The organism is Streptomyces sp. NPDC093065, assembly GCF_044754585.1.
In the GTDB taxonomy this organism is placed as follows: Bacteria; Actinomycetota; Actinomycetes; order Streptomycetales; family Streptomycetaceae; genus Streptomyces.
Genome location: NZ_JBIVPJ010000022.1, coordinates 22,766 through 47,291 on the forward strand (window position 1 = coordinate 22,766; position 24,526 = coordinate 47,291).

Here is a 24,526-nt window from a genome sequence, read left to right on the forward strand (position 1 = left end):
CGGGGCGCCGCGTACAGTTCGGGCATGACCGATCCGAACGCCGCGTCCCGCCGCCCCGTTCAAGCCGTCGTCCTGGCCGGCGGGCAGGGTTCCCGGCTGCGCCCCTACACCGACGACCGGCCCAAGCCGATGGTCGAGATCCCGGGCACCGGGACTCCGATCATCGGCCATCAGCTCGCCTGGCTCGCCAAGGAGGGCGTCACCGACGTCGTGGTCTCCTGCGGTCATCTGGCCGAGGTGCTGCAGAAGTGGCTGAAGAGCGCCGACCTGCCGCTCTCCGTGACGACCGTCGTGGAGACCGAGCCGCTCGGCCGCGGCGGCGGCCTCAAGTACGCCGCCGCCCACCTCCCGCACCCCGACCGGCCCTGGTACGCCACCAACGGCGACATCTGGACCCGTTTCTCGCTGCGCGACATGGCCGACTTCCACGCCGAGCGGGACGCCGCCGCGACCCTCGCCCTGGCCCGCCCGCGGCTGCCGTGGGGCGCCGTGCAGACGGACGGCTTCGGCCACATCACCGACTTCATCGAGGCACCGCCGTCGACGTTCGAGATCAACGCGGGTGTCTACGTCTTCTCGCCCGAGTTCGCCGCGATGCTCCCGGAGCGCGGCGACCACGAGCGCACCACCTTCCCCCGGCTGGCCCGCGAACGCCGCCTGGCCGGCTTCCCGATCCCGCAGGGCTCCTACTGGCGCGCGATCGACACCGCGAAGGACCTGACGGAGGCGGCCAGGGAACTGGCGGCGCCGGGGGGCCGCTGAGGGCCCCCGCAAGGACGCAGTACGGCAGCAGGGCCCCGCACCGGACGTGCGGGGCCCTGCTGCCGTACTGCGCGGCGTGCCGCTGCCGCTAGCCCAGGAGGCCGCCCACCAGTCGGCCGCCCGGCTCTCCGGTGGACGACGAGTCGCCGCCGTCGTCGCCGCTCCCGGTGGAGCCGGTGGAGCCGCCGGTCGAGGTGCCGCCCGCGGTCGGTCCCGCCGTGGTGCTCGGCGCCCTGCCGGCCGGGGAGGACTGCCGGGGCGGGGCCTGGCCCGTGGTGCCCTGGGTCTGGCTCGGTGCGCCACCGCCGGTGGCGGTGCCGCCGCTGTCGCGGGTCGCTCCCGGGGTGGTCGCGGAGTCCTGGGATGAAGGGGTGGACGCGCCGCCGGTGGCGCCCTGGGTGGGGGAGGCGGAGGCCTCCGGGGACGAGGTCTTCGGCCCCCGCGTGCCGGGCTCCTGCGGGAGCGGCGAGCCGGGCAGTTCGTTGCGCGGGGCCTCGCCGGGCCCGGGGACGACCACACGGTCGGAGTCCCGCACGGCACCGCCGAGGACGGAGCCGACGAGGAGGGTGACACCGGCGACGAGGAAGGTGATGAGGGCGCCGCGGCGCAGTACGTAGCGGCGCAGGTCCCAGATGTCGGAGCGGGGGCCGAGCCGGCGCCAGGCGCTGCTCGCGAGCCTGCCGTCCACGGAGTAGACGGGTGCCCCGGCGATGATCAGCGGGGACCAGGCGGCGAGGTAGATGATGTCGGGCGCGTCGTAGACCGGGACGCTCTTCCAGCTGACGGTGACGAGGAGCGCGGCGGACAGGCCGGCGCCGATGACGGCGGCCACGCGCTGCCAGCAGCCGAGGACGGTCAGGACGCCCACCAGCACCTGGAGGAAGGCGATGACCAGCCCGGCGCCCACGGGGTGGTCCAGGGCGGACTGGCGCAGCGGCTCGGCGACGTCCCAGGGGTGCAGGGTGTTGAGCCACTTGACCATGGAGCCGCGTTCGCCGCCGTCGAAGTAGACGGGGTCGCAGAGCTTGCCCATGCCGGCGTAGATGGAGATGAAGCCGAGGAAGACCCGCAGGGGCAGCAGGACGACGCCGAGGTTCATGCGGCGGCCGGGGAAGTAGGCGTGCCGTGCCGGGTCGTCGGTGCGGCGCCGGCTGCGGGGCTCGCCGCGCTCGGTGTCGTCGTAGCCGTCGGAGCCGTAGCCGTCGGGTCCGTAGCCGGCGTCGCGGTGGCCGTCGGTTCCGGTCCCGAAGTCCTGGGGGCCGTAGGCGGCTTCGTCGTAGGCGGGCTCGTCGTAGGCGCTGCCGACGGTGCGCATCGCGGGCAGCAGCCGGGTGCCCTCGGGGACGGGGCCGCGCTGGGCGCCGACGAGGGGGGACTCGAGCGGCTCGGTGGCGGGGCCGCCGTCGTAGTTCAGGGGGCCGCCGTCGAGGTCGACGCGGGGGATGACCTGAGTGGCCCCGGCGTCGGCGACCGGGTCGTCGGCGTGGTGGCCGGCTCCCGCCCGCACGGCCTGGAGCAGCCGGTGCGCGCCGGTGTCGTCCGGGTCGGACCGCCCGCTCCACACGACGGCACGGCGGCGGCCCGCGGCCGGGGCGGCGGGCATGCGGGCGGTGTTCTGGGTGGCGCTCAGGTGCCGCGCGATCCGCGGGGACTGGGTCCGCCGCGCGGAGCCACCGAACTGCACGCGGAAACTCGCGTGGTTGACGATGACCTGGGCCGGATCGCTCGGCACCTTCACCATGCTCAGCGCGGGAGCGTCGTCGTATCCCGACGAGCGGTCCCCCGTGGGTGTGCGGGGTGTTCTGGTGTCCACACTCATCTAACCGAGTGATGTGTCGTTAGGACACTGCCTTGACCGCCCCGATCTGTCCGGACCGCGTCAAGCATGTCCGGACAGCCTCGAACGCCCCGTTTGGGCTATACGGCGAACACTTGTTCAGGAGCGCCGACGCGCCGCCTCGTACAACACGATTCCCGCCGCCACACCGGCGTTCAGCGACTCGGCGCCACCCGGCATCGGGATCCGGACCCGGAAGTCGCAGGTCTCGCCGACGAGTCGCGACAGGCCCTTGCCCTCGCTGCCGACGACGATGACCACGGGGCCGTCCAGGGCCTCCAGGTCGCCGAGTTCGGCCTCGCCGTCGGCGGCGAGGCCGACGACCGTGACGCCGGCCTTCTGGTACGACTCCAGGGCCCGGGTGAGGTTGGTGGCGCGGGCCACCGGCGTACGGGCGGCCGTGCCGGCGGACGTCTTCCACGCGCCCGCCGTCATGCCGGCCGCGCGCCGCTCGGGCACGACGACGCCGTGGCCGCCGAAGGCGGAGACGGAGCGGACGACGGCGCCGAGGTTGCGCGGGTCGGTCACGCCGTCGAGGGCGACGATCAGCGGGTCCGTGCCCTCGTCGTGGGCGGCGGCGACCAGGTCCTCGGGGTGCGCGTACTCGTACGGCGGCACCTGGAGCACCAGCCCCTGGTGGTTCAGCCCGTTGGTCATCCGGTCCAGCTCGGGACGCGGCGCCTCCATCAGGTTGATCCCGCCGCGGTCCGCGGCGAGCTGCAGCGCCTCGCGCACCCGCTCGTCGTTGTCGATGAACTGCTGGACGTAGAGCGTGGAGGCGGGTACGCCCTCGCGCAGCGCCTCGTAGACCGGGTTGCGGCCGACGACCAGCTCGGACGTGGACCGGCCGCCGCCGCGCCGCTGCTGCGGGCGTCCCGTGGCGCGGCGCGCCTTGGCGTTGGCGGCGCGCTGCTTGGCGTGTCCCTTGCGCATCTCGGCAGGGGGCGTCGGCCCCTTGCCTTCCAGGCCCCGGCGTCGCTTGCCGCCACTGCCGACCTGCGCGCCCTTCTTGCCGGACATGCGGCGGTTGTTCGCGGCCATGAGTACCTGTCTCGCTCTCTTCGACTTCGCGTCTCTACGGGTCTCTGCGGGGGTGTGCGTGGTGCGTGCGTCTTGTGCAGTGTGCCGCCCGGAGGGCCGGGCGGCACAATCGATCTACGAGTGCGGGACTCGGGTCAGCGCGAGCCGAGGCTCCAGCGGGGCCCCTGGGGGCTGTCCTCGATGACCAGTCCGGACTGCCCGAGCCGGTCGCGGATGGCGTCGGCCGTGGCCCAGTCCTTCCGCGACCGCGCACCCTCGCGCTGGTCGAGCACGAGCCGTACGAGGCTGTCGACGACGTGCCGCAGGTCCTCGCCCTGCTCCTGTTCCCCGGCCCACTGGGCGTCCAGCGGGTCGAGGCCGAGCACGCCGAGCATGGCCCGCACCTCGGCGAGCCGCGCCACGGCGGCGTCCTTGTCGTCGGCGGCCAGCGCGCTGTTGCCCTGCCGGACGGTGGTGTGCACGATCGCGAGCGCCTGCGGGACGCCCAGGTCGTCGTCCATCGCCTCGGCGAAGGCGGGCGGCACCTCGGCGGCGGGCTCGACGGTCCGGCCGGCCAGCTCGGTGACGCGCTGCACGAAGCCCTCGATCCGCGCGTACGCCGACTCGGCCTCGCGCAGGGACTCCTCGCTGTACTCGATGGTGGAGCGGTAGTGCGGGGTGCCGAGGTAGTACCGCAGCACGACCGGCCGCCACTTCTTGACCATCTCGCTGACCAGCACGCTGTTGCCGAGCGACTTCGACATCTTCTCGCCGCTCATGGTGACCCAGGCGTTGTGCACCCAGTAGCGGGCGAAGGCGTCGCCGAAGCCCTTGGCCTGGGCGATCTCGTTCTCGTGGTGCGGGAAGATCAGGTCGATCCCGCCCCCGTGGACGTCGAACTCCTCGCCCAGGTACTTGTGCGCCATGGCGGAGCACTCCAGGTGCCAGCCGGGCCGCCCCCGCCCCCACGGCGTCTCCCAGCTCGGCTCCCCGGGCTTGGCCGCCTTCCACATGGCGAAGTCCCGCGGGTCCCGCTTGCCGGTCTCGCCGTCCTCGGAGGGCTGGCGCAGCTCGTCGAGGTCCTGGTTGGACAGGGACAGGTAGCCGGGCAGGGACCGTACGTCGAAGTAGACGTTGCCGTCGGCCTCGTAGGCGTGTCCGCGCTCGATGAGCCCGCGCATCATCTCGACCATCTCGGTGATGTGCCCGGTGGCGCGGGGCTCGTACGTCGGCGGCAGGCAGCCGAGGGCGGCGTAGGCGTCGTTGAACGCCCGCTCGTTCTCGTACCCGATGGACCACCAGGGGCGGTTCTGCTCGGCCGCCTTCCGGATGATCTTGTCGTCGATGTCGGTGACGTTCCGGATGAACGTGACGTCGTAGCCGCGGTACGCGAACCAGCGGCGCATGATGTCGAAGTTCAGCCCGGACCGGACGTGCCCGATGTGCGGGGCGGCCTGCACGGTGGCACCACACAGGTAGATCGAGACGCAGCCCGGCGTGAGGGGGGCGAAGTCACGGATCTGCCGGGCGCTGGTGTCGTACAGCCGAATAGTCACGAGTCCAGGGTAGTAGGCGCCGGGCAGTGCCAAGGGCACACATACACCGTTGTTGCCAGACCGATCCCCACCAAAGCCCCGCCCCCGAGCCAACCCACCGACCCGCCCGCCCCGCTTCTTGCTCCCCCGAGCCAACCCACCGGCCCGCCCGGCCCGCCCCTCGTCCCCCCGAGCCGACACACCGGGGCGTCCGGCCCGCGTCTTGTCCCCCCGAGCCGACACACCGGCGGGTCCGGCCCGCGTCTCGCCCCCCGAGCCGACACGCCGGGGCGTCCGGCCCGCTTCTTGCCCCACCGAGTCGGGTGGTGGGTGGGCATAGGCCGGGGTCCAGGGGCGGAGCCCCTGGCGGGGCGCGGGGCGGAGCCCCCCACGGCAGGGCAACGCGGGGCGCCACCCCCCGCGCTCAAGCCAACCGCTCAAGCCACCCGCACAACCAACGCCGTGGCCACCGCCATCAACCCCTCCCCCCGCCCGGGAAACCCCAGCCCGTCCGTCGTCGCCCCCGACACGGACACCGGCGCCCCCACCGCCGCGGAAAGCACCCCCTCCGCCTCCCCCCGCCGCTTACCGATCTTCGGCCGACCCCCGACCACCTGCACCGCGACGTTCCCGACCCGGAACCCCGCCTCCCGCACGATCCGCGCCGCCTCCGTCAGCAGCGCCACCCCCGACGCCCCGGACCACTCCGGCCGCCCGGTCCCGAAGTGCTGCCCGAGATCCCCGAGCCCCGCCGCCGAGAACAACGCGTTGCACGCCGCGTGCGCGACGACGTCCGCGTCGGAGTGCCCGGCGAGCCCGGCCCCCTCGCCCTCCCACTTCAGCCCGGCGCACCACAGCTCACGCCCGTCCTCGAAGGCATGGATGTCCGTACCGATCCCGACCTGCGGCAGCAGCAGCCGCTCACCCGCCTCAGAACCCATCGTTCAGCCTCCTGCGCGCCAGTACCGCCTCCGCGAGCACCAGATCGAGTGGACGCGTCACCTTGAACGCCTCCTCGTGCCCCGGCACCACCACCACCGCGAGCCCCAGCTGCTCCACCATGCTCGCGTCGTCGGTGACGTCGTCGGTCACCGCCCCGTGGGCCCGCACCAGCGTCGCGCGGTCGAAACCCTGCGGCGTCTGCACCGCCCGCAGCCGCGCCCGCTCCGGCGTGGCCACCACCGGCTCCGGATCGCCCGGCACCGCGGCGGGCTCCACCTGCTTGACGGTGTCGGCGAGCGGCACCGCCGGCACCACGGCGGGCGCACCCTCCCGTACGGCGTCGATCACGGCGTCCACCGTGTCCACCGGCACCAGCGGCCGGGCCGCGTCGTGCACCAGGACGATCCCGTACTCGGACGGCAACACGTCCAGGCCGAGCCGTACGGACTCCTGCCGCGTGTCGCCGCCGGGCACCACGAGGAAGTCCGTCCGGTCGGGCAGCGTGTGCGCGTCCAGGAGGCTCTTGACCTCGCCCGCGCCGTCGGGCGGTGCGACGACCACGACGAGCGAGACCATGCGGGAGGCGGCCATCGCCCGGACCGCGTGGATCAGCATGGGCGTGCCGCCCAGCGCGCGCAGGGCCTTGGGGGCGCCCGGGCCGAGCCGTACACCCCGGCCCGCGGCCGGAATCACGACGGCGGTCGGTGTGTTGGCACGGGTGTGGGGGGCCTGCCGGGTGGGCGAGGGACGCGATTCGTCAGACATCGGTTCCTGTCAGGTTTGTGTGCTCGACCTAGTTGGGTATGGCCTCACCGTGCCGGGCGCGACGCCTTGACCGGACCCTTCCGTGACCCTGGTCGAGCCAGCAGCCCGGGCCCGGCACGCCAGGACCCGGGGAAACCTCCCGGGACGAGCGTACGAGGATCATGGCCATCCGGACGTCCGGATGCCGGAAACCGTGTCCGGGTACGAACATGCCGCAGCGCCCGGCGACAGCAAGGATGTCATCGGGCACCGCGGCATTTCAGTGCGCTGAACCGAGTGGCTGACGGTCTGCGCCTCGCCTCGGATCCAGTCGGATCAGGAGGCGAGCACCTCGTCGAGCAGGGCCTCCGCCTTGTCCTCGTTGGTGTTCTCCGCGAGAGCCAGCTCGCTCACCAGGATCTGGCGGGCCTTGGCGAGCATGCGCTTCTCACCTGCGGAGAGTCCGCGCTCGCGCTCACGGCGCCACAGATCGCGTACGACTTCCGCGACCTTGATGACGTCGCCGGAGGCGAGCTTCTCCAGGTTTGCCTTGTAACGACGCGACCAGTTCGTGGGCTCCTCGGCGTACGGCGCGCGCAGCACCTCGAAGACCCGGTCCAGCCCGTCCTGACCGACCACATCACGCACGCCGACGAACTCCGCATTGTCCGCTGGCACACGTACCGTCAGATCGCCCTGAGCGACCTTCAGCACCAAGTAGGTCTTGTCCACGCCTTTGATCTGGCGAGTTTCGATAGCCTCGATCAGCGCGGCCCCGTGATGGGGATAGACCACGGTGTCGCCAACCTTGAACGTCATGTGACAGGTACCCCTTCCGTGGCTATCCAGGGTAACACGGAAACGGCGTCTACTGAATGGCGTTTTCGCAGGTCAGGGCATATCTCGGGGCTTGACAACAGCAACAGGAACGTGCTGCACCGGGCGAGCGGAAGAAAGTATTCGCAGGTCGGAGCGGCTCTCCGGGCCGGGCGAAACACGCACGTCACACACTCCCGGAGCCCCCGCCACACGCCCGAAGATCCCGATATGTCCGGTTCCACGCGTGCGACTTCCGCTACTCCGTTCGGAGGCCGTGGCGGGGTTCCGGACGAATCCGGAATTGATCACGAGGCGCCCCCGGCCGGCGGCCGGTGATCAATTTCCCGGCCGCCCGCGCATTCCTTCACGGAAATTTCGCGCACCGATCCGCGACCGGTATGGCGGAGGGCTTCATAGCTGAATGTCGGACGAGTACGCGCCGCAAAACGACGCACGGAACGATCCCCGACCGCGCCCGCGCCCTACCGCCTGCCGGGCGAAGCCGGGTGGCTTCGGGGAGGGTCGGGTGCGGCGGCCCGAGAACGGCTCGGTAGCCTAAGGCCGCTGACAGCCACTTAGGGCGGCTTTATCCGTTGCCGCCACCACGCTCGAGTCCAAGGAGTTGCCGCCGCCGTGAGCAGCAGCCTTCGACGCGGTGCCCTCGCCGCCGCCGCCATCGCGTTCTCGATCGCCTCGCTCGCCGCGTGCGGTGCCGGTCACAACGCCCAGACGCTGGAGATCAAGCCGGACCACGCCGCGACGTCCGTCGGCGACATCGAGGTCCAGAACGCGGTCGTCATCACGCAGCCCGATCTGGAGTCGACCGGCCCGGCCGTGGTCGCCGTCACCCTGTTCAACAACGGCACGACGGACCAGACCCTCGAGTCCGTCGCCGTCCCCGGCACCGGCAAGTCCGCCGAGCTGAAGCCCGCCAAGGGCGAGAAGGGCGACCTGACCGTCCCGGCCGGCGGCTCCCTGATCCTCGGCGGCAAGGACAACGCCGCCGCCGTCCTGCCCAGCAGCCGCGAGGCGCTCCAGGACGGCAACGCGCAGAAGATCACCTTCACCTTCAGCAAGACCGGCGAGGTGAGCCTGCGCGCGCTCGTCGTCCCGGCCGAGAGCTACTTCTCCGGATGGGGCCCGAGCGACGTCCCGTCGGCCCCGGGCGCCTCGGCGCAGCCCTCCGGCGAAGCCTCCGCCGACACCTCGGGCGAGCCGTCCGACGGCGAGTCCTCGGGCGCCCCGGCGGACGGCGCTTCCGCCTCCGGCGAGGCGAACGGGTCCGGCACCTCCCAGGAGGACGGCACCGGCACGGGCACGGAGACGGGCACCGAAGCCGGCCACTGAGCCCCGTACGGCACGTACGCACGTACGCCGAAGGGCGGGACCTCTCCACGAGGCCCCGCCCTTCTCCGTGTCCGGCGCCGGCCGCACGCGCCGGCGAGCCGATGGGCCGATGGGCCGGCCTACGGCTCGAACTTGTAGCCCAGCCCGCGGACCGTCACCAGGTACCGCGGCGCGCCCGGGTCGGGCTCGATCTTGGCGCGCAGCCGCTTGACGTGGACGTCGAGGGTCTTGGTGTCACCGACGTAGTCGGCGCCCCAGACCCGGTCGATCAGCTGCATGCGGGTCAGCACGCGGCCGGCGTTGCGCAGCAGCATCTCCAGCAGGTCGAACTCCTTGAGCGGCAGGTCGACCTTGGTGCCGCCGACCGTCACCACGTGCCGGTCCACGTCCATGCGGACGGGCCCGGCCTCCAGGGCGGCCGGTGCGACCTCCTCCGGTTCGCCGCGCCTGCGCAGTACGGCACGGATGCGGGCGACCAGCTCGCGGGAGGAGAAGGGCTTGGTGACGTAGTCGTCGGCCCCTATCTCAAGGCCGACGACCTTGTCGATCTCGCTGTCCTTGGCGGTCACCATGATCACGGGAACGTTCGAGCGGCCGCGCAGCTGGCGGCAGACCTCGGTGCCCGGCAGGCCGGGCAGCATCAGGTCGAGGAGCACGAGGTCGGCGCCGTTGCGCTCGAACTCGTCGAGTCCGTCGGGGCCGGTGGTCGCGATGGCGACCTCGAAGCCCTCCTTGCGGAGCATGTACGACAGGGCGTCGGAGAAGGACTCCTCGTCCTCGACGACGAGCACACGGGTCACGGAAGGACCTCCGGGGCGGGAAACGTTTCGTACGGGGATGTATGGGGGGATGAAGACGACCGCTCGGTCTCGTCGCTGAGCCCGGAGCGGTCGGACCGCTGCTGCGCGCGGTCGCGGGCGAGGCCCGCCTCCGGCAGTCGCAGGGTGAAGGTGGAGCCCTGGCCTTCGGCGCTCCACACCGTGACCTCCCCGCCGTGCGAGGCGACCACGTGCTTGACGATCGCGAGACCCAGGCCGGTGCCTCCGGTGGCCCGGGAGCGGGCCGGGTCGACGCGGTAGAAGCGCTCGAAGACGCGCTCCTTGTCCTTCTCCGAGATGCCGATGCCCTGGTCGGTCACGGCGATCTCGATCAGGTCGCCGCCGGTGGCGGCGACGCGGCGGGCGGCTATGCCGACACGGGTGCGGGCCGGCGAGTAGTTGACGGCGTTCTCGACGAGATTGCCGAGGGCGGCGGCGAGCTGGCCGCGGTTGCCGCGTACGTGCAGATCCGCCGTTCCTCCGGCGGCCATGGTGATCTGCTTGGTGCCGGCCGCGTGCCGGCAGCGGTCGATGGCCTCGGCGACCAGCTCGTCCACCCGGACTGGCTCGGCGTCGTCGAGGGGGTCGTCGTTCTGGACCCGGGAGAGGTCGATGAGCTCCTGCACCAGGTTCGTCAGCCGGGTCGCCTCGATCTGCATTCGCCCGGCGAACCGCTCCACGGCCTCCGGGTCGTCCGCGGCGTCCATGACGGCCTCGGACAGCAGCGACAGCGCGCCCACCGGTGTCTTCAGCTCGTGGCTCACATTGGCGACGAAGTCGCGCCGTACGGCCTCGATGCGACGGGCCTCGGTGAGGTCCTCGACCAGCAGCAGCACCAGCCGCGACCCGAGGGGCGCGACGCGCGCCGAGACGGCCAGTGCCTCCCCGCGCCCGTTGCCCCGCCGCGGCAGGTCCAGCTCGACCTGCCGTATCTCCCCGTCGCGCCGGGTGTCCCTGGCCATCTGCAGCATCGGCTCGACGGCGAGCTTGCCGCCCCGGACCAGGCCGAGGGCGTAAGCCGCCGAGCTGGCCTTGACCACCGCGTCGGCCTCGTCGAGGACGACGGCGGAGGAGCGCAGTACGGACAGGACGGTGTCGACGCCGGGCGGCAGCACGGGGTCGGTGTGGAGCGAGGTGCGGGTGGGGCGCTTCTGCTCACGCTCGCTCCAGCGGAACGCCAGCACGGCGATGACGCCGGTGAGTACTCCGGCGATCGCCGCCAGTGCGGCGACCGCCGCGTTCACGTCCATGTCTCCAGGTTAGGCACGGCGAACCGTCCCGCCCCAGCCATCGGGGTGCGACCTCGAACACTCGTCGCCCAGAGTTCACCTTGGAGCCAGGGACGGTTCATTTGGGGTGCCGGAAACGGACGCGTACAGGACGGAACGTGTAAGCGTGGGGGCACGGCGAGGCCGCGAGGGCGTCTTCGAGCCCCTTAAACGGACGTACGAGAGGGAATCCTGATGCGGGACGCGTACCACGAGGAACTTGATTCGATCGGTGACGGTCTGGTGGAGATGGCCCGGCTGGTCGGGTCGGCCATCGGACGCGCCACGACCGCGATCCTCGACTCCGACCTGAAGCTGGCCGAGGCCGTCATCGAGGCCGACCAGAAGGTCGACGACCTCCAGCACGAGCTGGAGGCGCGGGCGATAACCCTGCTGGCCCGGCAGCAGCCGGTGGCGACGGACCTGCGCATCGTCGTCACCTCGCTGCGGATGTCGGCCGACCTGGAGCGTTCGGGCGACCTGGCCCAGCACGTGGCCAAGCTGGCCCGGCTGCGCTACCCGGAGCGCGCGGTGCCGCACGACCTGCACGCGACCATCCTGGAGATGGGCCAGCTCGCGCAGCGCCTGATGGCGAAGGCCGCCGAGGTGATCATCACCAAGGACGTCGACCTGGCCCTCCAGCTGGAGCAGGACGACGACGCGATGGACCTCCTGCACCGCACCCTCTTCCAGCACCTGATGGACGACCGCTGGAAGCACGGCATCGAGACGGCGGTCGACGTCACCCTCCTGGGCCGCTACTACGAGCGCTACGCCGACCACGCCGTCGCGGTCGCCAAGCGGGTGGTCTACCTGGTCACCGGCGAGCACGCGGACGACCGCCAGTCGGACATCCAGCCGGCGACGCAGGTCGAGGGAGCCTGAACGCACCCGCGCGTCAAGGGCGCACTGGGGTGAACGCGCGCCCCAGTGCGCCGTTGATGCGACGGCAGTTCGGGGCGTGCAATGGACGCGGAGACCCGGAGACCCGGAGACCCGGAGATCCAGGTACCCGGAGATCCAGCGTCCCCGGGCCCCAGGCACCCGCTTCCAGGAGGAACCATGGCCGATTCCCCCAGCACGAAGCCCGACCCCGCACAGGAACGCCCCACCGAGCAGCCCGCCGAGATCCGCAGCCTCCCGCTGGTCGCCGCCTGCGGCTGCGGCTCGGGCTGCGGCTGCGGCTGCCAGTCGGGCAGCCCCTGCCAGTGCGGCTGACGCGGCAGCGGTACGGCGGCGGCCGGCACCCCGGGCGCCGCACGACTGCCGTACGACGGACTTACCACTTGAGTACGGGTACTCAGGCCCCCGGACCCGCTCTCGCCCGACCCTGGAAACAGGAAGCCGGACGAAGACGACGACCACGGGGAGCCCGATCCCGATGACGAAGAGCACGATCACCACCCGGATGCGCACCCTGACCCGCCTGACCGTCGCCAACCGCGCCTCGGCGGCCTATCTGGCCCTGGTGGGCGGCGCGATGGCGGTCGCCGCGGCGGAGCCCCTGTTCGGGGCCGGCCCCGACGCGTCCCTCATCTGGGTCTGGCCGGCCCTGTTCACCTTCCCGGCCTTCGGTTTCGTGGCCTGGCTCGGCGAGGCGGGCTGGGGCGGCGACGCCCCGGCGTGGTTCTTCGTCGGCGGCATCGTCCTCTCGGCGCTCGTCCAGTCGCTGGCCCTGGGCGCGGTGTGGCGGACGCTGCGCGGGCGCCGGGGCAACCGCCGGCACCTGACGACGGCGAGCTGACTCCGGCCCCCGGGGCACCCGGTCTGGACCTGGCCCGGGGCGCACCACGGTGCGAGAGTGACCGCATGACGGCACCAGGAGCCACGGTCGTGGCGGTCGACGAGGTCGAGGGCATCGCGGTGGACGGGCTGCGGTGGCTGACGAGGACGGCACGGGAGACCCCCGAGGGCGGCCTCGCCTGGCCGGCCGCACCGTCGGACGACGCCGTCGAACCGATGCTCTACAACGGCACGGCCGGCAACATCCCCACGCTCCTGGAGGCGTGGCGCCACTTCGGCGACGACGCGTACGCCGACACCGCCCTGCGCGCGGCCCGCGCCCTCGCGGGGCCGGTCGACGACATGGACGACGACTCGCTGTACTTCGGCCGCACCGGCCTGGCCCTGGTCCTGCGCGCCGTCCACACCGCGCTGGACGACAGTGCCTCGGGCGAGGCCGCCGACCGTGCCCTGCGCCTGGTCCGCTCCCGCTTCGACGGCACCCGCTGGGGCGAGCTCTTCGAGCTGATGGGCGGTAACGCGGGCATCGGCCTGGGCGCCCTGCTGGCCGGCGACCCCGACCTGGCCGTCCTGGCCGTGGAGCCGTACCTGCGCACGGCGGAGCGGACGGCCAACGGCGTCCACTGGCCCCACCGCACCGGCGTCACCTCCCGCCTGCACCACGTCTCGCACGGCACCCTCGGCATCGCCCTGGCCCTGGCCCGCGTCGGCGGCGCCACCGGCCGCGGCGACCTGCTCGACCTGGCGCTGTCCGCCACGGCCGACGTCGTGGCCCGCGACACGGCGGGCCCCGAGGGCTTCCTGGCCCCGCACTCCACCCCGCAGTTCCACCCCGAGGTGATCGAGCCCTTCAGCTACGGCTGGTGCCACGGCCCGGCCGGCGACGCCCAGCTCTTCCGCACCCTGCGCGACGTCACGTCCGACCCCGCCTGGACGGCCCTGGCCGACCGCTGCTGGCACACGGTCATTTACTCCGGCCTCCCCCGGCGGCTGCGCCCCGGCTTCTGGGACAACAACGGCCGCTGCTGCGGCACGGCGGGCGTCCTGGCCCTGGCCTGCGACCGGATCGCCGAGCGGCGGGACGCGTACGGCTTCGCCGAGGTCCTGGTCGCCGACCTGGCCGCCCGCGCGACCCGGGACCGCGAGGGCGCCCGCTGGTCGAACTTCGACTTCCGGTCCGCCCCGGGCGACCTCGAACCGCAGCCCGGCTGGGCCATGGGCACCGCGGGCATCGTCCGCGAACTGCTCCGCTACGTACGCCTGGCCCGCGGGGACGCCCCCGGGTACGCCTTCACGTGGCCGGACCAGCCCCCGGTGTCGCCGCCCGCCTGACCGAAGCGAACCGCGGCGATCGGGCTCCGCCGGTGTGCCCCCTGCCACGGTGGACGCCGAAGGGAGGCCCACGTGATCTCGGCACTCAACGACCTGACCGACCTGGTCGAGGACCGCCTCGGCGCGGAACCGGACGTACCCGCGCTGGCCGCGGCACTCGGCACCACGGAGTACCACCTGCGCCGGATGTTCTCGTCGCTGGCGGGCATGCCGCTGTCGGAGTACGTCCGCCGGCGCCGCATGACGGTGGCCGCCGCCGATGTCGTACGGGGCGAGGACGACCTGCTGGGCATCGCCGTCCGGTACGGATACGGCTCCACGGAGGCGTTCGGACGCGCGTTCCGGTCGGTGCACGGCGCCGCCCCGCGCGACGTACGCCGCGACGGAGGCCCCCTTCGGACACAGCCGCAGCTCAGGTTCCGCCTGACCGTCGAAGGGAGCACCCCGATGGACACCCGTTTCACCGACCGCCCCGCGTTCCGCCTGCTCGGCCACGCGACCCGCGTCCCGCTCATCCACGAGGGGGTCAACCCGCACATCCAGGAGCACGTCGCCGCGCTGCCCCCGGAGGCCCACGTCCGCCTGAGGTCCCTGGGCGACACGGACCCGGCGGGCCTGCTCCAGGTCTGCGACGACGTGGCCCAGGACAGCGCGGAGGGCACCGAACTGACCTACCTCCACGGCGTGGCCGTCTCCGCCGGCACCCCGGCCCCCGACGACCTCGACGCCATCGAGGTCCCGGCCGGCACCTGGGCGGTCTTCCGCAGCTCGGGCCCCTTCCCGGACGCCCTCCAGACCACCTGGGCGGCCACCGCATCCGAGTGGTTTCCCTCCAACCCCTGGCGCCTGCGCCCCGGCCCGTCGATCGTCACCGTCCTGGACCGCGCGGAGGACTTCACGACGGCGACGACGGAACTGTGGCTGCCGGTGGAACCGGCCTGAGCCGGCCCCGCCCGTTCTCAGCCGCTCACCGGAGGGCGCTTCCACGCGCTGACGTACCCCTTGAAGGTCGGCAGCCCCGTCCCGCCCTCCCCGGGGACGATGTCGGTGATCTCCGCCTCCGCCACGCTGTCGTTGCTGGTGATGGAGCACAGGATGGTGCCGACCTTGACCTGCCGGCCCAGGCGCAGTTCGGCGGCGGGCAGCGGGTGGGACAGGACGGCCGTCTGCTGCTCCTCCGTGCAGACGGTCCTCCGTTCCCCGACGACGACGAGGATGCTGCCCAGCCAGCCGTCGGAGTTGTACACGAGCTCCGCCGGTCCCGGGAGCGCGGCGCGTTCCATGTACGTGGCCCGGGGAATGTCGAGGTCGAGGTGGTTGGCCTGGTCGTTCCGGGAGGGCGGGGCGAAGGTGAAGGGCTTGTTGGCGAAGAGCAGCCGGTAGCCCTCGGGGGCGTAGGGCACCTGGCGCTGTCCGCCGCTCCCGGCCGGCTGCTGCGACGGCGTACCGGCGCCGGTGCCGGTGCCGGTCGGCCCCCCGGGGTTCGGCTTCCCGGACGCCTGCTTCCCGTCGTTCCTCGTCTGCCACACCACGGCGGCGGTGACGGTCAGGGCCACGGCCGTGAAGGCGGCGACACCGGCGGTCAGCGCCCGTGGGTGCCGCCGTCCGGGCGGCGACGGACGGCGACGGACGAGCACCGTGGGCATGGGGGGCGGCGGCCCGAACCCGGCGGCCGGCGGTACGGCCGGGACCAGTGATGCCGATGATGCCGGTGGTGCCGGTGGTGCCGGTGGTGCCGCTGAAGGGGGGCCAGAGACGGACGCGCTGCCTCCGACGGCGGTGACCGCCTCCTCCATCCCGGCAACGACGGAGGCGACCGGTCCGGGCAGCCACTCGTCGAAATCGGCCAGGGAGCGCCCCGCCGCCTCCTCGCACAGAGCCGCCAGAGAGGCCGCGTCGGGCCGCTCGTCCGGCGCCGCGGCCAGCGCGGCCCGCAGGATGTGCCGCAGGGGCTCCGGATAGTCGTCGAGCACGGGCGGATGGCTGCCCGTACCGGCGATCAGCGCGGCGACGGCCACGTCACCGGCGTCGCCGTAGGGATGACGCCCGGTCGCCGCGACCGCGGCCAGCAGGCCGAGGGAGAACACGTCGCTCGGCGGCCCCGGCCGCGCCCCGCGCGCGTGCTCCGGCGACATGTAGCGCAGCGTCCCCACGAGGCCCCCTGCGGTGGTGAGCCGGGTGGCGGCGACGGAGCGCGCGATGCCGAAGTCGATCAGCCAGGGACCCTCCGTGCCGAGCAGGACGTTGCTGGGCTTGACATCCCGGTGCACGTACCCGGCGGTGTGCACGGCGTGCAGGGCCCGCGCCACACACCCCGTCATCTGGAGGGCGGCCGCCATCGGGAGCGGGCCGTGGGCGTCGAGCACGTCGGACAGGGCCGGGCCCGACTGGTAGGCGGACGCGATCCACGGCTGCTCGGCCTCGGTGTCGAAGTCGAGGACGGGGACCAGGTGGTACCCGGCGACCTTCCGCGCCGCCCTCGCCTCCTGCTCGAACCGGAGCCGGTACTGCGGGTCCTCGGCGTACTCCCGGCGGATGACCTTGAGCGCGACAGGCCGGTTCCCCCGGGTGCGCGACAGGTAGACCGTGCCCATGCCGCCCTCGCCGATGCGGGCGTGCACGGGATAGCCGCTGATCTCCACCGGATCACCGGGTCTGAGCCCCTGGAGTCCCCCCGTACTCCCCGTGCCGCCCGTGCCACCGGTCGACCGCATGCCGTCCCCCTGAGCGCCGTGACCACGAAGTGGGCCACAACGTAGCAAGCGCCCGGTCCGGCCACATGAGTACGGGAACTCATTCCGCCGGGAACCGGACGCCAGGGACGGCGCGGGGCCCGGTCAGAGCGGGTTGAGCCGGGCCCTGAGCAGGCAGAACTCGTTGCCCTCGGGGTCGGCGAGCACGTGCCACTGCTCCTCGCCGGTCTGCCCGATGTCAGCGGGCCGCGCCCCGAGCGCAAGCAGGCGCTCCAACTCGGCGTCCTGGTCCCGGTCGGTGGCGTTGACGTCGATGTGCAGCCGGGACTTCCCGGGCTCCGGCTCGTCCCGGCGGCTGAGGATGATCGTCGGCTGCGGCCCGCCGAACCCTTCCCGCGGCCCGATCTCGAAGTACTCGTTGTCCTCACGGTCGAGCACGACGAAGTCGAGCACCTCGCACCAGAACCGCGCCAGCGCCTCGGGGTCGCGGCAACCGAGCACGAGTTCACTGATCCGGCATGCCATGAACGCAACCTGCTCTCACGTGGGAAACACCGGCACGAACGCGCTGGCGACCGTACCCGGCGAGCGGGTCGCGTGCGAAGGATTTTCGCCGCGACACGGACACGCCCCGCTCGTGCCCATCGGCGCAACTCGGTGATCGCCGTCTCATCGGGTCCGCAGGCGGCGAACTACGTGTCGTCGCTCCGGTCAGCACCCGGCAAGCTCGGAGAGCGAGGAAGGCGGCGCCGGCTGCTAGCTTCCGGAGCCATGACGGACAGCGTGTACGTGGGCAACGCGGGCAAGGACGCGGCACTGGACCGGGGGTGGCTGCTGGGGCACTTCAAGGACGCCTCCGACCCCCGGCACAGCGAGGACGTGGAGATCAAGTGGGGCGTCCACCCGAAGGGCGACGAGCGCGCCCACTGGGTCACCGGCGAGGAGCGCACCGCCCTGCAGGTTCTCGTCAGCGGCCGCTTCCGCGTCGAACTCCCCGGCCGCAGCGTCGTACTGGCCCAGCAGGGCGACTACGTCGTGTGGGGCAGGGGCGTCGACCACTCCTGGTACGCGGAGGAGGAGTCCGTGGTGCTGACGGTGCGGTGGCCGTCCGTGCCCGGGTACGCGGTCACCGCCGACGAGGGCACCTCCGGGACGTCGCCCGCCGGAGACTGAGGCCGTCCCCGCGCCTCTCTCCGGCCGGTCACCCCCTCCACTTGCCACACCGGAAAACCGAGACTTTCCACGCCGGAAATAGACTGCTACTGTTTCCATCATGGAAACAAACGAGGCACCCCTCACGCCGGAGCAGGCCCGCGCCGCCCTGGCCGACACCGACCGCGTCCGGGCATCGGCGGCGGCACTGACGGCCACACCATGGCCGACCTGGTTCTTCATCACGCTGACGCTCTACACCGCCGTGCTTCCGATCATCCTCGCGGGCATCATCACCGACCGGGACTGGCTGCTGCCGCGCCCCGCCTGGATGGCCACCATGCTGGCGATCACCGCGCTCTACGCGGCGCTCCTCGCCGTCGCGACGAAGTCGTGGCGCGACAAGACCGGTGTGGCCCTCCGGCTGGACGTACTGCCGAAGCGCGCGACCGTGCCGCTCGTGGTGGGCCTTCCACTCCTCCTGGTCGGGGGCCCGTTCGCCTTCAGCGCCACGGACCAACCGGCGTGGCTGATCGCGTCCTCCCTGCTCGGCGCGGCCGCCTCCGCCGGCTTCCACCTCACCTTCGTCCGCCTGCACCGGAGGACCGCGTGAACGCCGAGGGCGGCGACCCGCTGGAAGGCTTCGACACGACCATCCACGCCCCGCACCGCCTGCGCATCTGCGCCCTCCTCGAGATCGCGGGAGAGGCGGAGTTCGCCCTGATTCAAAAGCAACTCGGCCTATCGGCCTCGGCATTGAGCAAGCACGTCACCGTACTGATGGACGCCGGCTACGTCGAGCAGCGCAAGGCCGTCCGCGAAACCCGCCAACGAGTCTGGCTCCGCCTGACCCGGCAGGGCCGGACGGCGTACCAGGGACACCTGACGGCCCTCCGCGCGATCACGCAACCACCGGACCAGGCTCCCTGACCGGCGTGATCGCGACGCCAGAAGGACCCGGAATACGACGGCCCCCTGCCGCACATCCGGCTGTCGGCGCCGCGTGACACTGTGCCGCCATGACGACAACGACAGAGCTGACCCTCTTCGCCGATTACTTCCAGATACACGTGTGCGACGCGGATGGGCACGGCGATCTGAGCGAGTCGTGGACACAGCAGGCTGTTGCCGATCACCTGGCGGTGGCGCAGGACGCGCTGGGCATCGGCACGACGGTCAACGTCAACGTGTTCGTCACCGTCGCCCTCCTGTCCCAGGAGCCGAGCGACGACAGTCCGGCATTCGATCACGTGGTTGAGGCCGGGCTCGATGTGCCGTCGGGGCGCCTGATGGTCCTGGGCTGCACGGACTACGGCCCCGATGCGGCCACATTCGACGTGGCGTCAGGCTGGAACCGCGTCCGTGTGTCCCAGAGCAACCTGGCCCAGGCCGTCCAGGCCGACGTCGACTCGGACCAGAGCCCCGAGACCACGGAGAAGGTCCGCATCCAGGTGTGGGCCGCCCCGGAGTCCCCGGCAGCGGTCATCAAGCGATGGTCTCGCTGACCGGGCGCGTGCGACGCCGGTAGTTGTGCACGGTGACGACAGCCAACAGTGGCCCCCACACCACGATCGGCACGTAACAGAACGTCATCACCCACTCCCCCCACCGCGTGATCGCCATGTCGGCGTGCAGCGTCGTCCACACGAAGAGCACCCCGTAGACCGTGCAGGCGAGGACGCCCAACGCCGCGGGGATCGTGGCGGCGAGTACGGGGACCCGCCGTCCGCGGAGGCCCGGGACCCACCGCGGCCACACCTGTACTCGGAGTCGGCGAGCCCCAGCGGAACACCGATCACCACAGCGAAACGCCACGGCGCCGGCAGCAGGGACGTCCACAGGGCCGCCTCCGCTGCGCGCCGTGCCCACAGAGGGACGGGTGCGGTCATCAAGGGACGTGCAGGGGTGGACGGCAGCACGCTGGTGACCACGAGGACGACTCCGTTTTCGGGGACCGATTGCGACCTCTTGGAGACTGGCACCCACTCTGGCCCTGCCACATTGGACCCCAGGACGGCCGTGCGTGCTCCCGTCGGCGCATGCGCCCGCGGAAGGGTCCGCAACGAAGCCAGAGATACTCATTCTCCGGTCGGAGCGGCATGACGATCTCCGACCCGACGTCCCCCGGTGCACCCGCCACCGGACGCAGCGCCGTGAACGGCCCCCACCCACCCGCCCGTTGTCAGTGCCGGCCTTTAGGCTTTCGAGCGCGCGGTCGGCTTCCGGGGGTTCCAGCTCTGTGAGGAATGGTTGCATCCCCGGCCTGTCTGGGGGCGGCCCGGAGAATCGTCCGGGACCCAACCGACGGTCGGGCTTCGTCGATGGCCAGCGGATGACCTGCCAGAGCCGACCGCGCGCCTCTTTGTCCGGGAGCTCGTCTGGCAGCACTTTATAGGAGTACAGTTTATAAAAACGTACCCCTACTAGATGGGACGGTCGCGTGGAAAAGCCCCTCGACATGTTCGACCGCGACCACGAGTGGGCGGCTCTTACCCGATTCGTAACCGACGCTCACCCGGGCGCGACCCTGGGGGTCGTCTCCGGAAGGAGGCGCCAAGGCAAGACATTCCTGCTCGAGGCGGTCTGCGAAGCGGCAGGCGGTTTCTACTTCGGCGCGACAGAGGCTACCGACGCCGAGTCCCTGCGCCGACTGAGCACCGCCCTCACCGCACACGACCGTCCCGCCAGCCCGTACCACTTCGCCGACTGGCACGAGGCGGTGGACGCCCTGCTCGCTCTGGGCAGAGAACGACCAGTGCCGGTCGTGATCGACGAATTCCCCTACCTGGCCAAGGCCAACCCGGAACTGCCGTCGATCATTCAGAACGCGCTCCGGCCACTGCGGGAACAGCGCGTCGGCTCCCGCGCCCGATTGCTGCTCTGCGGCTCGGCACTGTCGTTCATGGGCCGCCTGCTGTCCGGAAGCGCTCCACTGCGCGGCCGGGCAGGCCTGGAACTCGTGGTTCGTTCCCTCGACCACCGGCAGGCGGCGCGGTTCTGGGGGATCGACGATCCACGACTGGCCCTGCAGGTGCACGCTGTCGTGGGCGGCACCCCCGCATATCGCCGGGAATTCGCGCGCGGCGACAGCCCGTCCGGGCCGGACGACTTCGACGACTGGGTCATCCGCACCGTACTGAACCCGGAGACCCCACTCTTCCGTGAGGCCCGTTACCTGCTCGCCGAGGAACCCGACCTGCGCGACACCGCGCTCTACCTCTCGGTGCTCGGTGCGGTGGCAGAGGGCAACACCACGCGCGGCGGCATGGCCGGCTACCTGGAACGCAAGGCCACCGACATCGCCCACCCGATCAATGTCCTGGAGGACTCCGGCCTGCTCCGGCGCGAAGCCGACGCCTTCCGCACCAACCGCTCCACGTATCGCATCTCCGAGCCCCTGATCGCCTTCTACCACGCGGTGATGCGACCGGTCTGGCCGCAGCTGGAGCGCCCCGGAAGCGCCGCCCGGGTCTGGCAGGCCAGCCGCCGCCGCTTCGTGGCCAACGTCCTCGGTCCCCACTTCGAACAGGTCTGCCGTGAGTGGACACTGCACCACGCCGACCCCGACCGTCTCGGCGGCCTTCCCGCCCACGTCGGCCAGGGCGTCGTGAGCGATCCGTCGGCGCGCACGTCCCACGAGGTCGACGTCGCCGTCGTCGGAGTCGCCGACGGGGCCAAGGCCCCACTCCTGGCGATCGGCGAGGTCAAGTGGAACGACACGATGGGCATCGCCCACATCGACCGGCTGCGTCACATCCGGGCCATCATCGCCCGAACCTCTCGCTACGACACCAGCCACACCCAGCTCCTCTGCTTCAGCGGCGCCGGCTTCAACGCCAAGGCCCGTCACGCCGCCGCCACCTCACCGGACGTACGTCTGATCGACCTGCACACGCTGTATGCCATGACAGGGCCCTGAGGCTCCCGGCCGAAGAGTCGAACCGAGCCTGTCAGCACCGACCGCGCACCCGTCAACGACGCGAGCGACCGAGATCCCCACCACGACCCAGGGTGCGGCCGAGAAGCGGCAGCAGGCGGTCCCAGTGGAGCCGCAGCGCGGCGGCGTCGAAGGAGTCGGTGTCGGACATGGTGAAGCCGTGGACGGTGCCGGGGTAGATCTCCGATGTGTAGCCGACACCCGCCGTGTCCAAGGCCTGGCCGAGCTCGCCGAGGCCCTCGGGCGTCAAGTCGCTCTCGGCGTGGCCGAAGTGGACCTCGGCGGTGAGCTTGGCGAGGCTGTCGGGTCCGTCGGCTCCCACGGGAGCGTGGAATGCGGCGAGGGCGGCCACCTGGCCCGGGTGGGCCACTGCGGTGCGCGTCGCCAGGAGGCCGCCGATGCAATAGCCGGTCACCGCGACCGGTCCAGGACCGACCTCGGGCTGAGCGGTGAGGAAGGTGAGGTAGGCGTCGGCGTCACGCAGCACCCGCTCCGCGGTGTGCGCCTCGATCAAGGGCATCAGCTGGGCGAACACCGCACCCCGGGCCTCTTCTCCGATGTACTCGGGAAGCTCGATGACCGGCGCCGGGCCGTGCCGGTAGAAGAAGTTGGGCACGAGCACGTAGTACCCGTGCCCGGCCAGTTCGCGGGCCATCTCCCGCAGCGCGGGCCGGATCCCGAAGCCGTCCGCGTACATCAGCACCCCCGGGTGCCGCTCCCCACCGCCGGGGAAGGCGGCGAACGCGTCGGCCTGTCCGTCCGCGGTAGGGATCTGCAGCGACTTGGACCTGGTGGGCATGAACTCTCCTGTCGTGGTTGATGTGTCGAGCTTGTGATCAACACGAAGGAGGCGGAGACCTCGCGGCAGCGCGGGTTCTTCGGTCGGGCAGCGGGCCCGCATCGGCCCGTACGGCACTCAGAAGAGCACCGGGTCACCAATCCGTGTGTGGCGCGAGGCCGTCCCGGTAGTCATGACTCCACACCGTAGCCCACGGCTTCCTCACTCCGAGGGATAGATGTCCCCGGCCCGCATCATGCTTTCCTGTTCACTCTGGCTCTGCAGCCTTTGGGCCTTCTCCTTGAGCCTCTTCCGCTCGTCCGGGTCGTCGGCGCGTTCCGCGGCGGCGTTCAGTTCCTGGGCCTTGTCGCGCATCTGCTGGAGTCGGGCGCGAGCTTCTCCGCCTGCACTCATGTGATCCGTCCTCGCATCGTGAGCGGCAGTTGCGCATACCAGCGAATCACACGCAGATACGCTCCGCATCTGGAGCATTACCCGTGCTGCTGTCGTCCGGCAACGACGTACGTTCTAGTGTGGTCGCGGACCAAGGGGGCGACGCATGACCAACGTCGTGGATCTGATCTGCTATCCCGTCAAGGGATGTGCGGGCACGTCGATGAGCGACGCGCTCCTGACGCCGGCGGGCCTCGCCCACGACCGCAGCTTCATGGTCATCAGTGAGGACGGAACCTTCCGCACACAACGCCGGCATCCCCGCCTCGCCCTGATCCTGCCTGCCGTCAGCACCGACGGCACTCGCCTCACGCTTGCCGCGGCCGACGGTGGGGACGGCACGGGCCGCTTCGGCACGCTGTGCCTCGACGTGACGACCTCCGCACCGCGCCGCGACGTCGATCTGTTCGGCACCGCTTACCAGGGGATCGACCAGGGTGACGAAGCCTCCGCCTGGCTGTCGGAGTTCCTCGGCACCCCCAGCCGCCTGGTCCGCGTACCGCCGGAGCACAACCGGATCACCGAAGGCCTGACCTCCGGCCCGTCCGGCTACGCCGACAGCAGCGCGGTGCACCTCCTGTCCCGCGCCTCCCTCGCCCTCCTCAACCAGCGGCTGGCCGAACGCGGCGCCCCGGCCCTGCCGATGAGCCGCTTCCGCCCGAACATCGTCGTCGACAGCGACTGGGCCGCCCTGCCGCACGCCGAGGACCGCGCACGCCGCATCTCCGTCGGCGGTGCCGAGTTGGGCTATGCCAAGCTCGCGGTGCGCTGTGCCGTCACTCTGGTCGACCAGGAGGCCGGAGCAAGGCGGGGCCCGGAGCCACTGCGCACCCTCGCGACCTACCGGCGCGCGGCAAGCGGCGGCGTGGTGTTCGGCGCCAAGTTCTCCGTGATCACGCCGGGAAAGCTGTCGGTCGGCGACGAGGCGGTCGTCCAGGAGTGGGGCAACGCCGAACCGCAGAAACTCCCGCCGACGTGACCTCCGAGGCGGTTCGCCGGTCAAACCCTGGTGCCCGGTGCACCGCCCAACGGCTTCCATCACGGTCATGACCGATGGCACCACAGTCGACGTCGCCGACGAGCAAATCGTCAGCACCCAAATCATCCTGGGTATCAAGATCCTCCGTGACCACCTGAACTGCGGCCGCGTCGAGTACGGGACCGGCTTCTACTCGTGAGGCCGAGCCTGCCGCCAACACCGCCTGATTTCTCGAAAGCCGCGACGACGCCCCGTACGGCGGGAGTTCCTGGAGTCGTTTCCCCTCGCCTGTGGCCTCGTCCAGGAACAGAGGGGCTGTGAGCCAACGGCAGATGAGAGAACGCCGCTTCAGGAGTCCGGTCTGACC

27 protein-coding genes are annotated in these 24,526 nt (G+C 71.8%); 14 read left to right on the forward strand and 13 right to left on the reverse strand.

Annotated features, from left to right (window positions below; genetic code table 11):
- The first annotated feature begins 24 nt into the window (after positions 1-24).
- The gene (locus ACIQFU_RS30530; RefSeq protein ID WP_402555770.1) at positions 25-762 is read left to right on the forward strand and encodes an NDP-sugar synthase; all 738 of its coding nucleotides are present in this window, start codon (positions 25-27) and stop codon (positions 760-762) included.
- Between the two features lie 88 nt (positions 763-850).
- Here the strand turns inward: ACIQFU_RS30530 and ACIQFU_RS30535 are convergent, their stop codons facing one another.
- From ACIQFU_RS30535 to ACIQFU_RS30560, 6 genes are all read right to left on the reverse strand, one after another.
- On the reverse strand, positions 851-2,581 hold the full coding sequence (locus tag ACIQFU_RS30535) for a DoxX family membrane protein (protein ID WP_402555772.1): 1,731 nt from the start codon (positions 2,579-2,581) through the stop codon (positions 851-853).
- A 117-nt stretch (positions 2,582-2,698) separates the two neighbouring features.
- The gene (gene rlmB / locus ACIQFU_RS30540) at positions 2,699-3,640 is read right to left on the reverse strand and encodes a 23S rRNA (guanosine(2251)-2'-O)-methyltransferase RlmB (protein WP_402555774.1); all 942 of its coding nucleotides are present in this window, start codon (positions 3,638-3,640) and stop codon (positions 2,699-2,701) included.
- A 134-nt stretch (positions 3,641-3,774) separates the two neighbouring features.
- Positions 3,775-5,175 carry a cysteine--tRNA ligase gene (gene cysS / locus ACIQFU_RS30545; protein ID WP_402555775.1) on the reverse strand — a complete coding sequence of 467 codons (1,401 nt, stop codon included), beginning with the start codon at positions 5,173-5,175 and terminating at the stop codon, positions 3,775-3,777.
- Between the two features lie 416 nt (positions 5,176-5,591).
- Complete coding sequence (gene ispF / locus ACIQFU_RS30550) at positions 5,592-6,095, reverse strand: 2-C-methyl-D-erythritol 2,4-cyclodiphosphate synthase (protein WP_402555777.1); 504 nt, start codon at positions 6,093-6,095, stop codon at positions 5,592-5,594.
- Positions 6,085-6,861: a 2-C-methyl-D-erythritol 4-phosphate cytidylyltransferase gene (gene ispD, locus ACIQFU_RS30555; protein WP_402555779.1), complete on the reverse strand. Its 777-nt coding sequence runs from the start codon at positions 6,859-6,861 to the stop codon at positions 6,085-6,087. The genes ispF and ispD overlap by 11 nt, the downstream gene beginning before the upstream one ends.
- A gap of 315 nt (positions 6,862-7,176) precedes the next feature.
- Positions 7,177-7,659, reverse strand: coding sequence for a CarD family transcriptional regulator (locus ACIQFU_RS30560; RefSeq protein WP_003953493.1), 483 nt, complete (start codon positions 7,657-7,659; stop codon positions 7,177-7,179).
- Positions 7,660-8,292: 633 nt separating this feature from the next.
- On the opposite strand from ACIQFU_RS30560, the gene ACIQFU_RS30565 reads away from it, so the two are divergent.
- Entirely contained in the window at positions 8,293-9,006 is a 714-nt protein-coding gene (locus ACIQFU_RS30565) for a DUF461 domain-containing protein (protein WP_402555781.1), read from the forward strand.
- A 119-nt stretch (positions 9,007-9,125) separates the two neighbouring features.
- Here ACIQFU_RS30565 and ACIQFU_RS30570 read toward each other — a convergent pair whose 3' ends face one another.
- On the reverse strand, positions 9,126-9,806 hold the full coding sequence (locus ACIQFU_RS30570) for a response regulator transcription factor (protein WP_003974745.1): 681 nt from the start codon (positions 9,804-9,806) through the stop codon (positions 9,126-9,128).
- The gene (locus ACIQFU_RS30575; protein WP_402555783.1) at positions 9,803-11,074 is read right to left on the reverse strand and encodes a sensor histidine kinase; all 1,272 of its coding nucleotides are present in this window, start codon (positions 11,072-11,074) and stop codon (positions 9,803-9,805) included. The genes ACIQFU_RS30570 and ACIQFU_RS30575 overlap by 4 nt, the downstream gene beginning before the upstream one ends.
- Before the next feature lie 213 nt (positions 11,075-11,287).
- Here ACIQFU_RS30575 and phoU point away from each other — a divergent pair, with 213 nt between their 5' ends.
- The 5 genes from phoU (at position 11,288) to ACIQFU_RS30600 (ending at position 15,109) form a co-directional block, all read left to right on the forward strand.
- Complete coding sequence (gene phoU, locus ACIQFU_RS30580; RefSeq protein WP_402555785.1) at positions 11,288-11,977, forward strand: phosphate signaling complex protein PhoU; 690 nt, start codon at positions 11,288-11,290, stop codon at positions 11,975-11,977.
- A 177-nt stretch (positions 11,978-12,154) separates the two neighbouring features.
- A complete protein-coding gene (locus ACIQFU_RS30585; protein ID WP_402555786.1) occupies positions 12,155-12,310 on the forward strand; it encodes a hypothetical protein in 156 nt (51 codons plus the stop codon).
- 163 nt (positions 12,311-12,473) lie between these two features.
- Positions 12,474-12,836, forward strand: a complete 363-nt coding sequence (locus ACIQFU_RS30590; protein WP_402555788.1) for an SCO4225 family membrane protein — start codon at positions 12,474-12,476, stop codon at positions 12,834-12,836.
- A 65-nt stretch (positions 12,837-12,901) separates the two neighbouring features.
- A complete protein-coding gene (locus ACIQFU_RS30595) occupies positions 12,902-14,167 on the forward strand; it encodes a lanthionine synthetase LanC family protein (RefSeq protein WP_402555789.1) in 1,266 nt (421 codons plus the stop codon).
- 72 nt (positions 14,168-14,239) lie between these two features.
- Positions 14,240-15,109, forward strand: a complete 870-nt coding sequence (locus ACIQFU_RS30600; protein WP_402555790.1) for a GyrI-like domain-containing protein — start codon at positions 14,240-14,242, stop codon at positions 15,107-15,109.
- Positions 15,110-15,126: 17 nt separating this feature from the next.
- On the opposite strand, the gene ACIQFU_RS30605 is transcribed toward ACIQFU_RS30600, so the two are convergent.
- Both ACIQFU_RS30605 and ACIQFU_RS30610 read right to left on the reverse strand, forming a co-directional pair.
- The gene (locus ACIQFU_RS30605) at positions 15,127-16,881 is read right to left on the reverse strand and encodes a serine/threonine-protein kinase (RefSeq protein ID WP_402555792.1); all 1,755 of its coding nucleotides are present in this window, start codon (positions 16,879-16,881) and stop codon (positions 15,127-15,129) included.
- 123 nt (positions 16,882-17,004) lie between these two features.
- On the reverse strand, positions 17,005-17,385 hold the full coding sequence (locus ACIQFU_RS30610) for a VOC family protein (RefSeq protein WP_402555793.1): 381 nt from the start codon (positions 17,383-17,385) through the stop codon (positions 17,005-17,007).
- A gap of 246 nt (positions 17,386-17,631) precedes the next feature.
- Here ACIQFU_RS30610 and ACIQFU_RS30615 point away from each other — a divergent pair, with 246 nt between their 5' ends.
- The 4 genes from ACIQFU_RS30615 to ACIQFU_RS30630 all read left to right on the forward strand — a co-directional run bounded on the left by ACIQFU_RS30615 (position 17,632) and on the right by ACIQFU_RS30630 (position 19,517).
- Positions 17,632-18,033: a signal peptidase I gene (locus ACIQFU_RS30615; RefSeq protein ID WP_402555795.1), complete on the forward strand. Its 402-nt coding sequence runs from the start codon at positions 17,632-17,634 to the stop codon at positions 18,031-18,033.
- A gap of 100 nt (positions 18,034-18,133) precedes the next feature.
- Positions 18,134-18,625: a hypothetical protein gene (locus tag ACIQFU_RS30620; protein WP_402555796.1), complete on the forward strand. Its 492-nt coding sequence runs from the start codon at positions 18,134-18,136 to the stop codon at positions 18,623-18,625.
- Positions 18,622-18,942: a transcriptional regulator gene (locus ACIQFU_RS30625; protein WP_402555798.1), complete on the forward strand. Its 321-nt coding sequence runs from the start codon at positions 18,622-18,624 to the stop codon at positions 18,940-18,942. The genes ACIQFU_RS30620 and ACIQFU_RS30625 overlap by 4 nt, the downstream gene beginning before the upstream one ends.
- Positions 18,943-19,031: 89 nt before the next feature.
- Complete coding sequence (locus ACIQFU_RS30630) at positions 19,032-19,517, forward strand: hypothetical protein (protein ID WP_402555799.1); 486 nt, start codon at positions 19,032-19,034, stop codon at positions 19,515-19,517.
- On the opposite strand, the gene ACIQFU_RS30635 is transcribed toward ACIQFU_RS30630, so the two are convergent.
- Complete coding sequence (locus ACIQFU_RS30635; protein ID WP_402555801.1) at positions 19,498-19,698, reverse strand: hypothetical protein; 201 nt, start codon at positions 19,696-19,698, stop codon at positions 19,498-19,500. The two genes, ACIQFU_RS30630 and ACIQFU_RS30635, sit on opposite strands and share 20 nt — an antisense overlap.
- A gap of 754 nt (positions 19,699-20,452) precedes the next feature.
- Between ACIQFU_RS30635 and ACIQFU_RS30640 the strand changes: the two genes are divergently transcribed.
- Positions 20,453-21,931, forward strand: a complete 1,479-nt coding sequence (locus tag ACIQFU_RS30640) for an ATP-binding protein (RefSeq protein WP_402555802.1) — start codon at positions 20,453-20,455, stop codon at positions 21,929-21,931.
- Positions 21,932-21,983: 52 nt separating this feature from the next.
- Here the strand turns inward: ACIQFU_RS30640 and ACIQFU_RS30645 are convergent, their stop codons facing one another.
- Both ACIQFU_RS30645 and ACIQFU_RS30650 read right to left on the reverse strand, forming a co-directional pair.
- Entirely contained in the window at positions 21,984-22,748 is a 765-nt protein-coding gene (locus tag ACIQFU_RS30645; protein WP_402555804.1) for a dienelactone hydrolase family protein, read from the reverse strand.
- A 201-nt stretch (positions 22,749-22,949) separates the two neighbouring features.
- A complete protein-coding gene (locus tag ACIQFU_RS30650) occupies positions 22,950-23,141 on the reverse strand; it encodes a DUF6381 family protein (RefSeq protein ID WP_402555806.1) in 192 nt (63 codons plus the stop codon).
- Positions 23,142-23,286: 145 nt separating this feature from the next.
- Here ACIQFU_RS30650 and ACIQFU_RS30655 point away from each other — a divergent pair, with 145 nt between their 5' ends.
- Together ACIQFU_RS30655 and ACIQFU_RS30660 are read left to right on the forward strand one after the other, a co-directional pair.
- Positions 23,287-24,159: an MOSC domain-containing protein gene (locus ACIQFU_RS30655; RefSeq protein WP_402555807.1), complete on the forward strand. Its 873-nt coding sequence runs from the start codon at positions 23,287-23,289 to the stop codon at positions 24,157-24,159.
- A gap of 67 nt (positions 24,160-24,226) precedes the next feature.
- Positions 24,227-24,358, forward strand: coding sequence for a hypothetical protein (locus ACIQFU_RS30660; protein WP_402555809.1), 132 nt, complete (start codon positions 24,227-24,229; stop codon positions 24,356-24,358).
- Positions 24,359-24,526 lie beyond the last annotated feature (168 nt).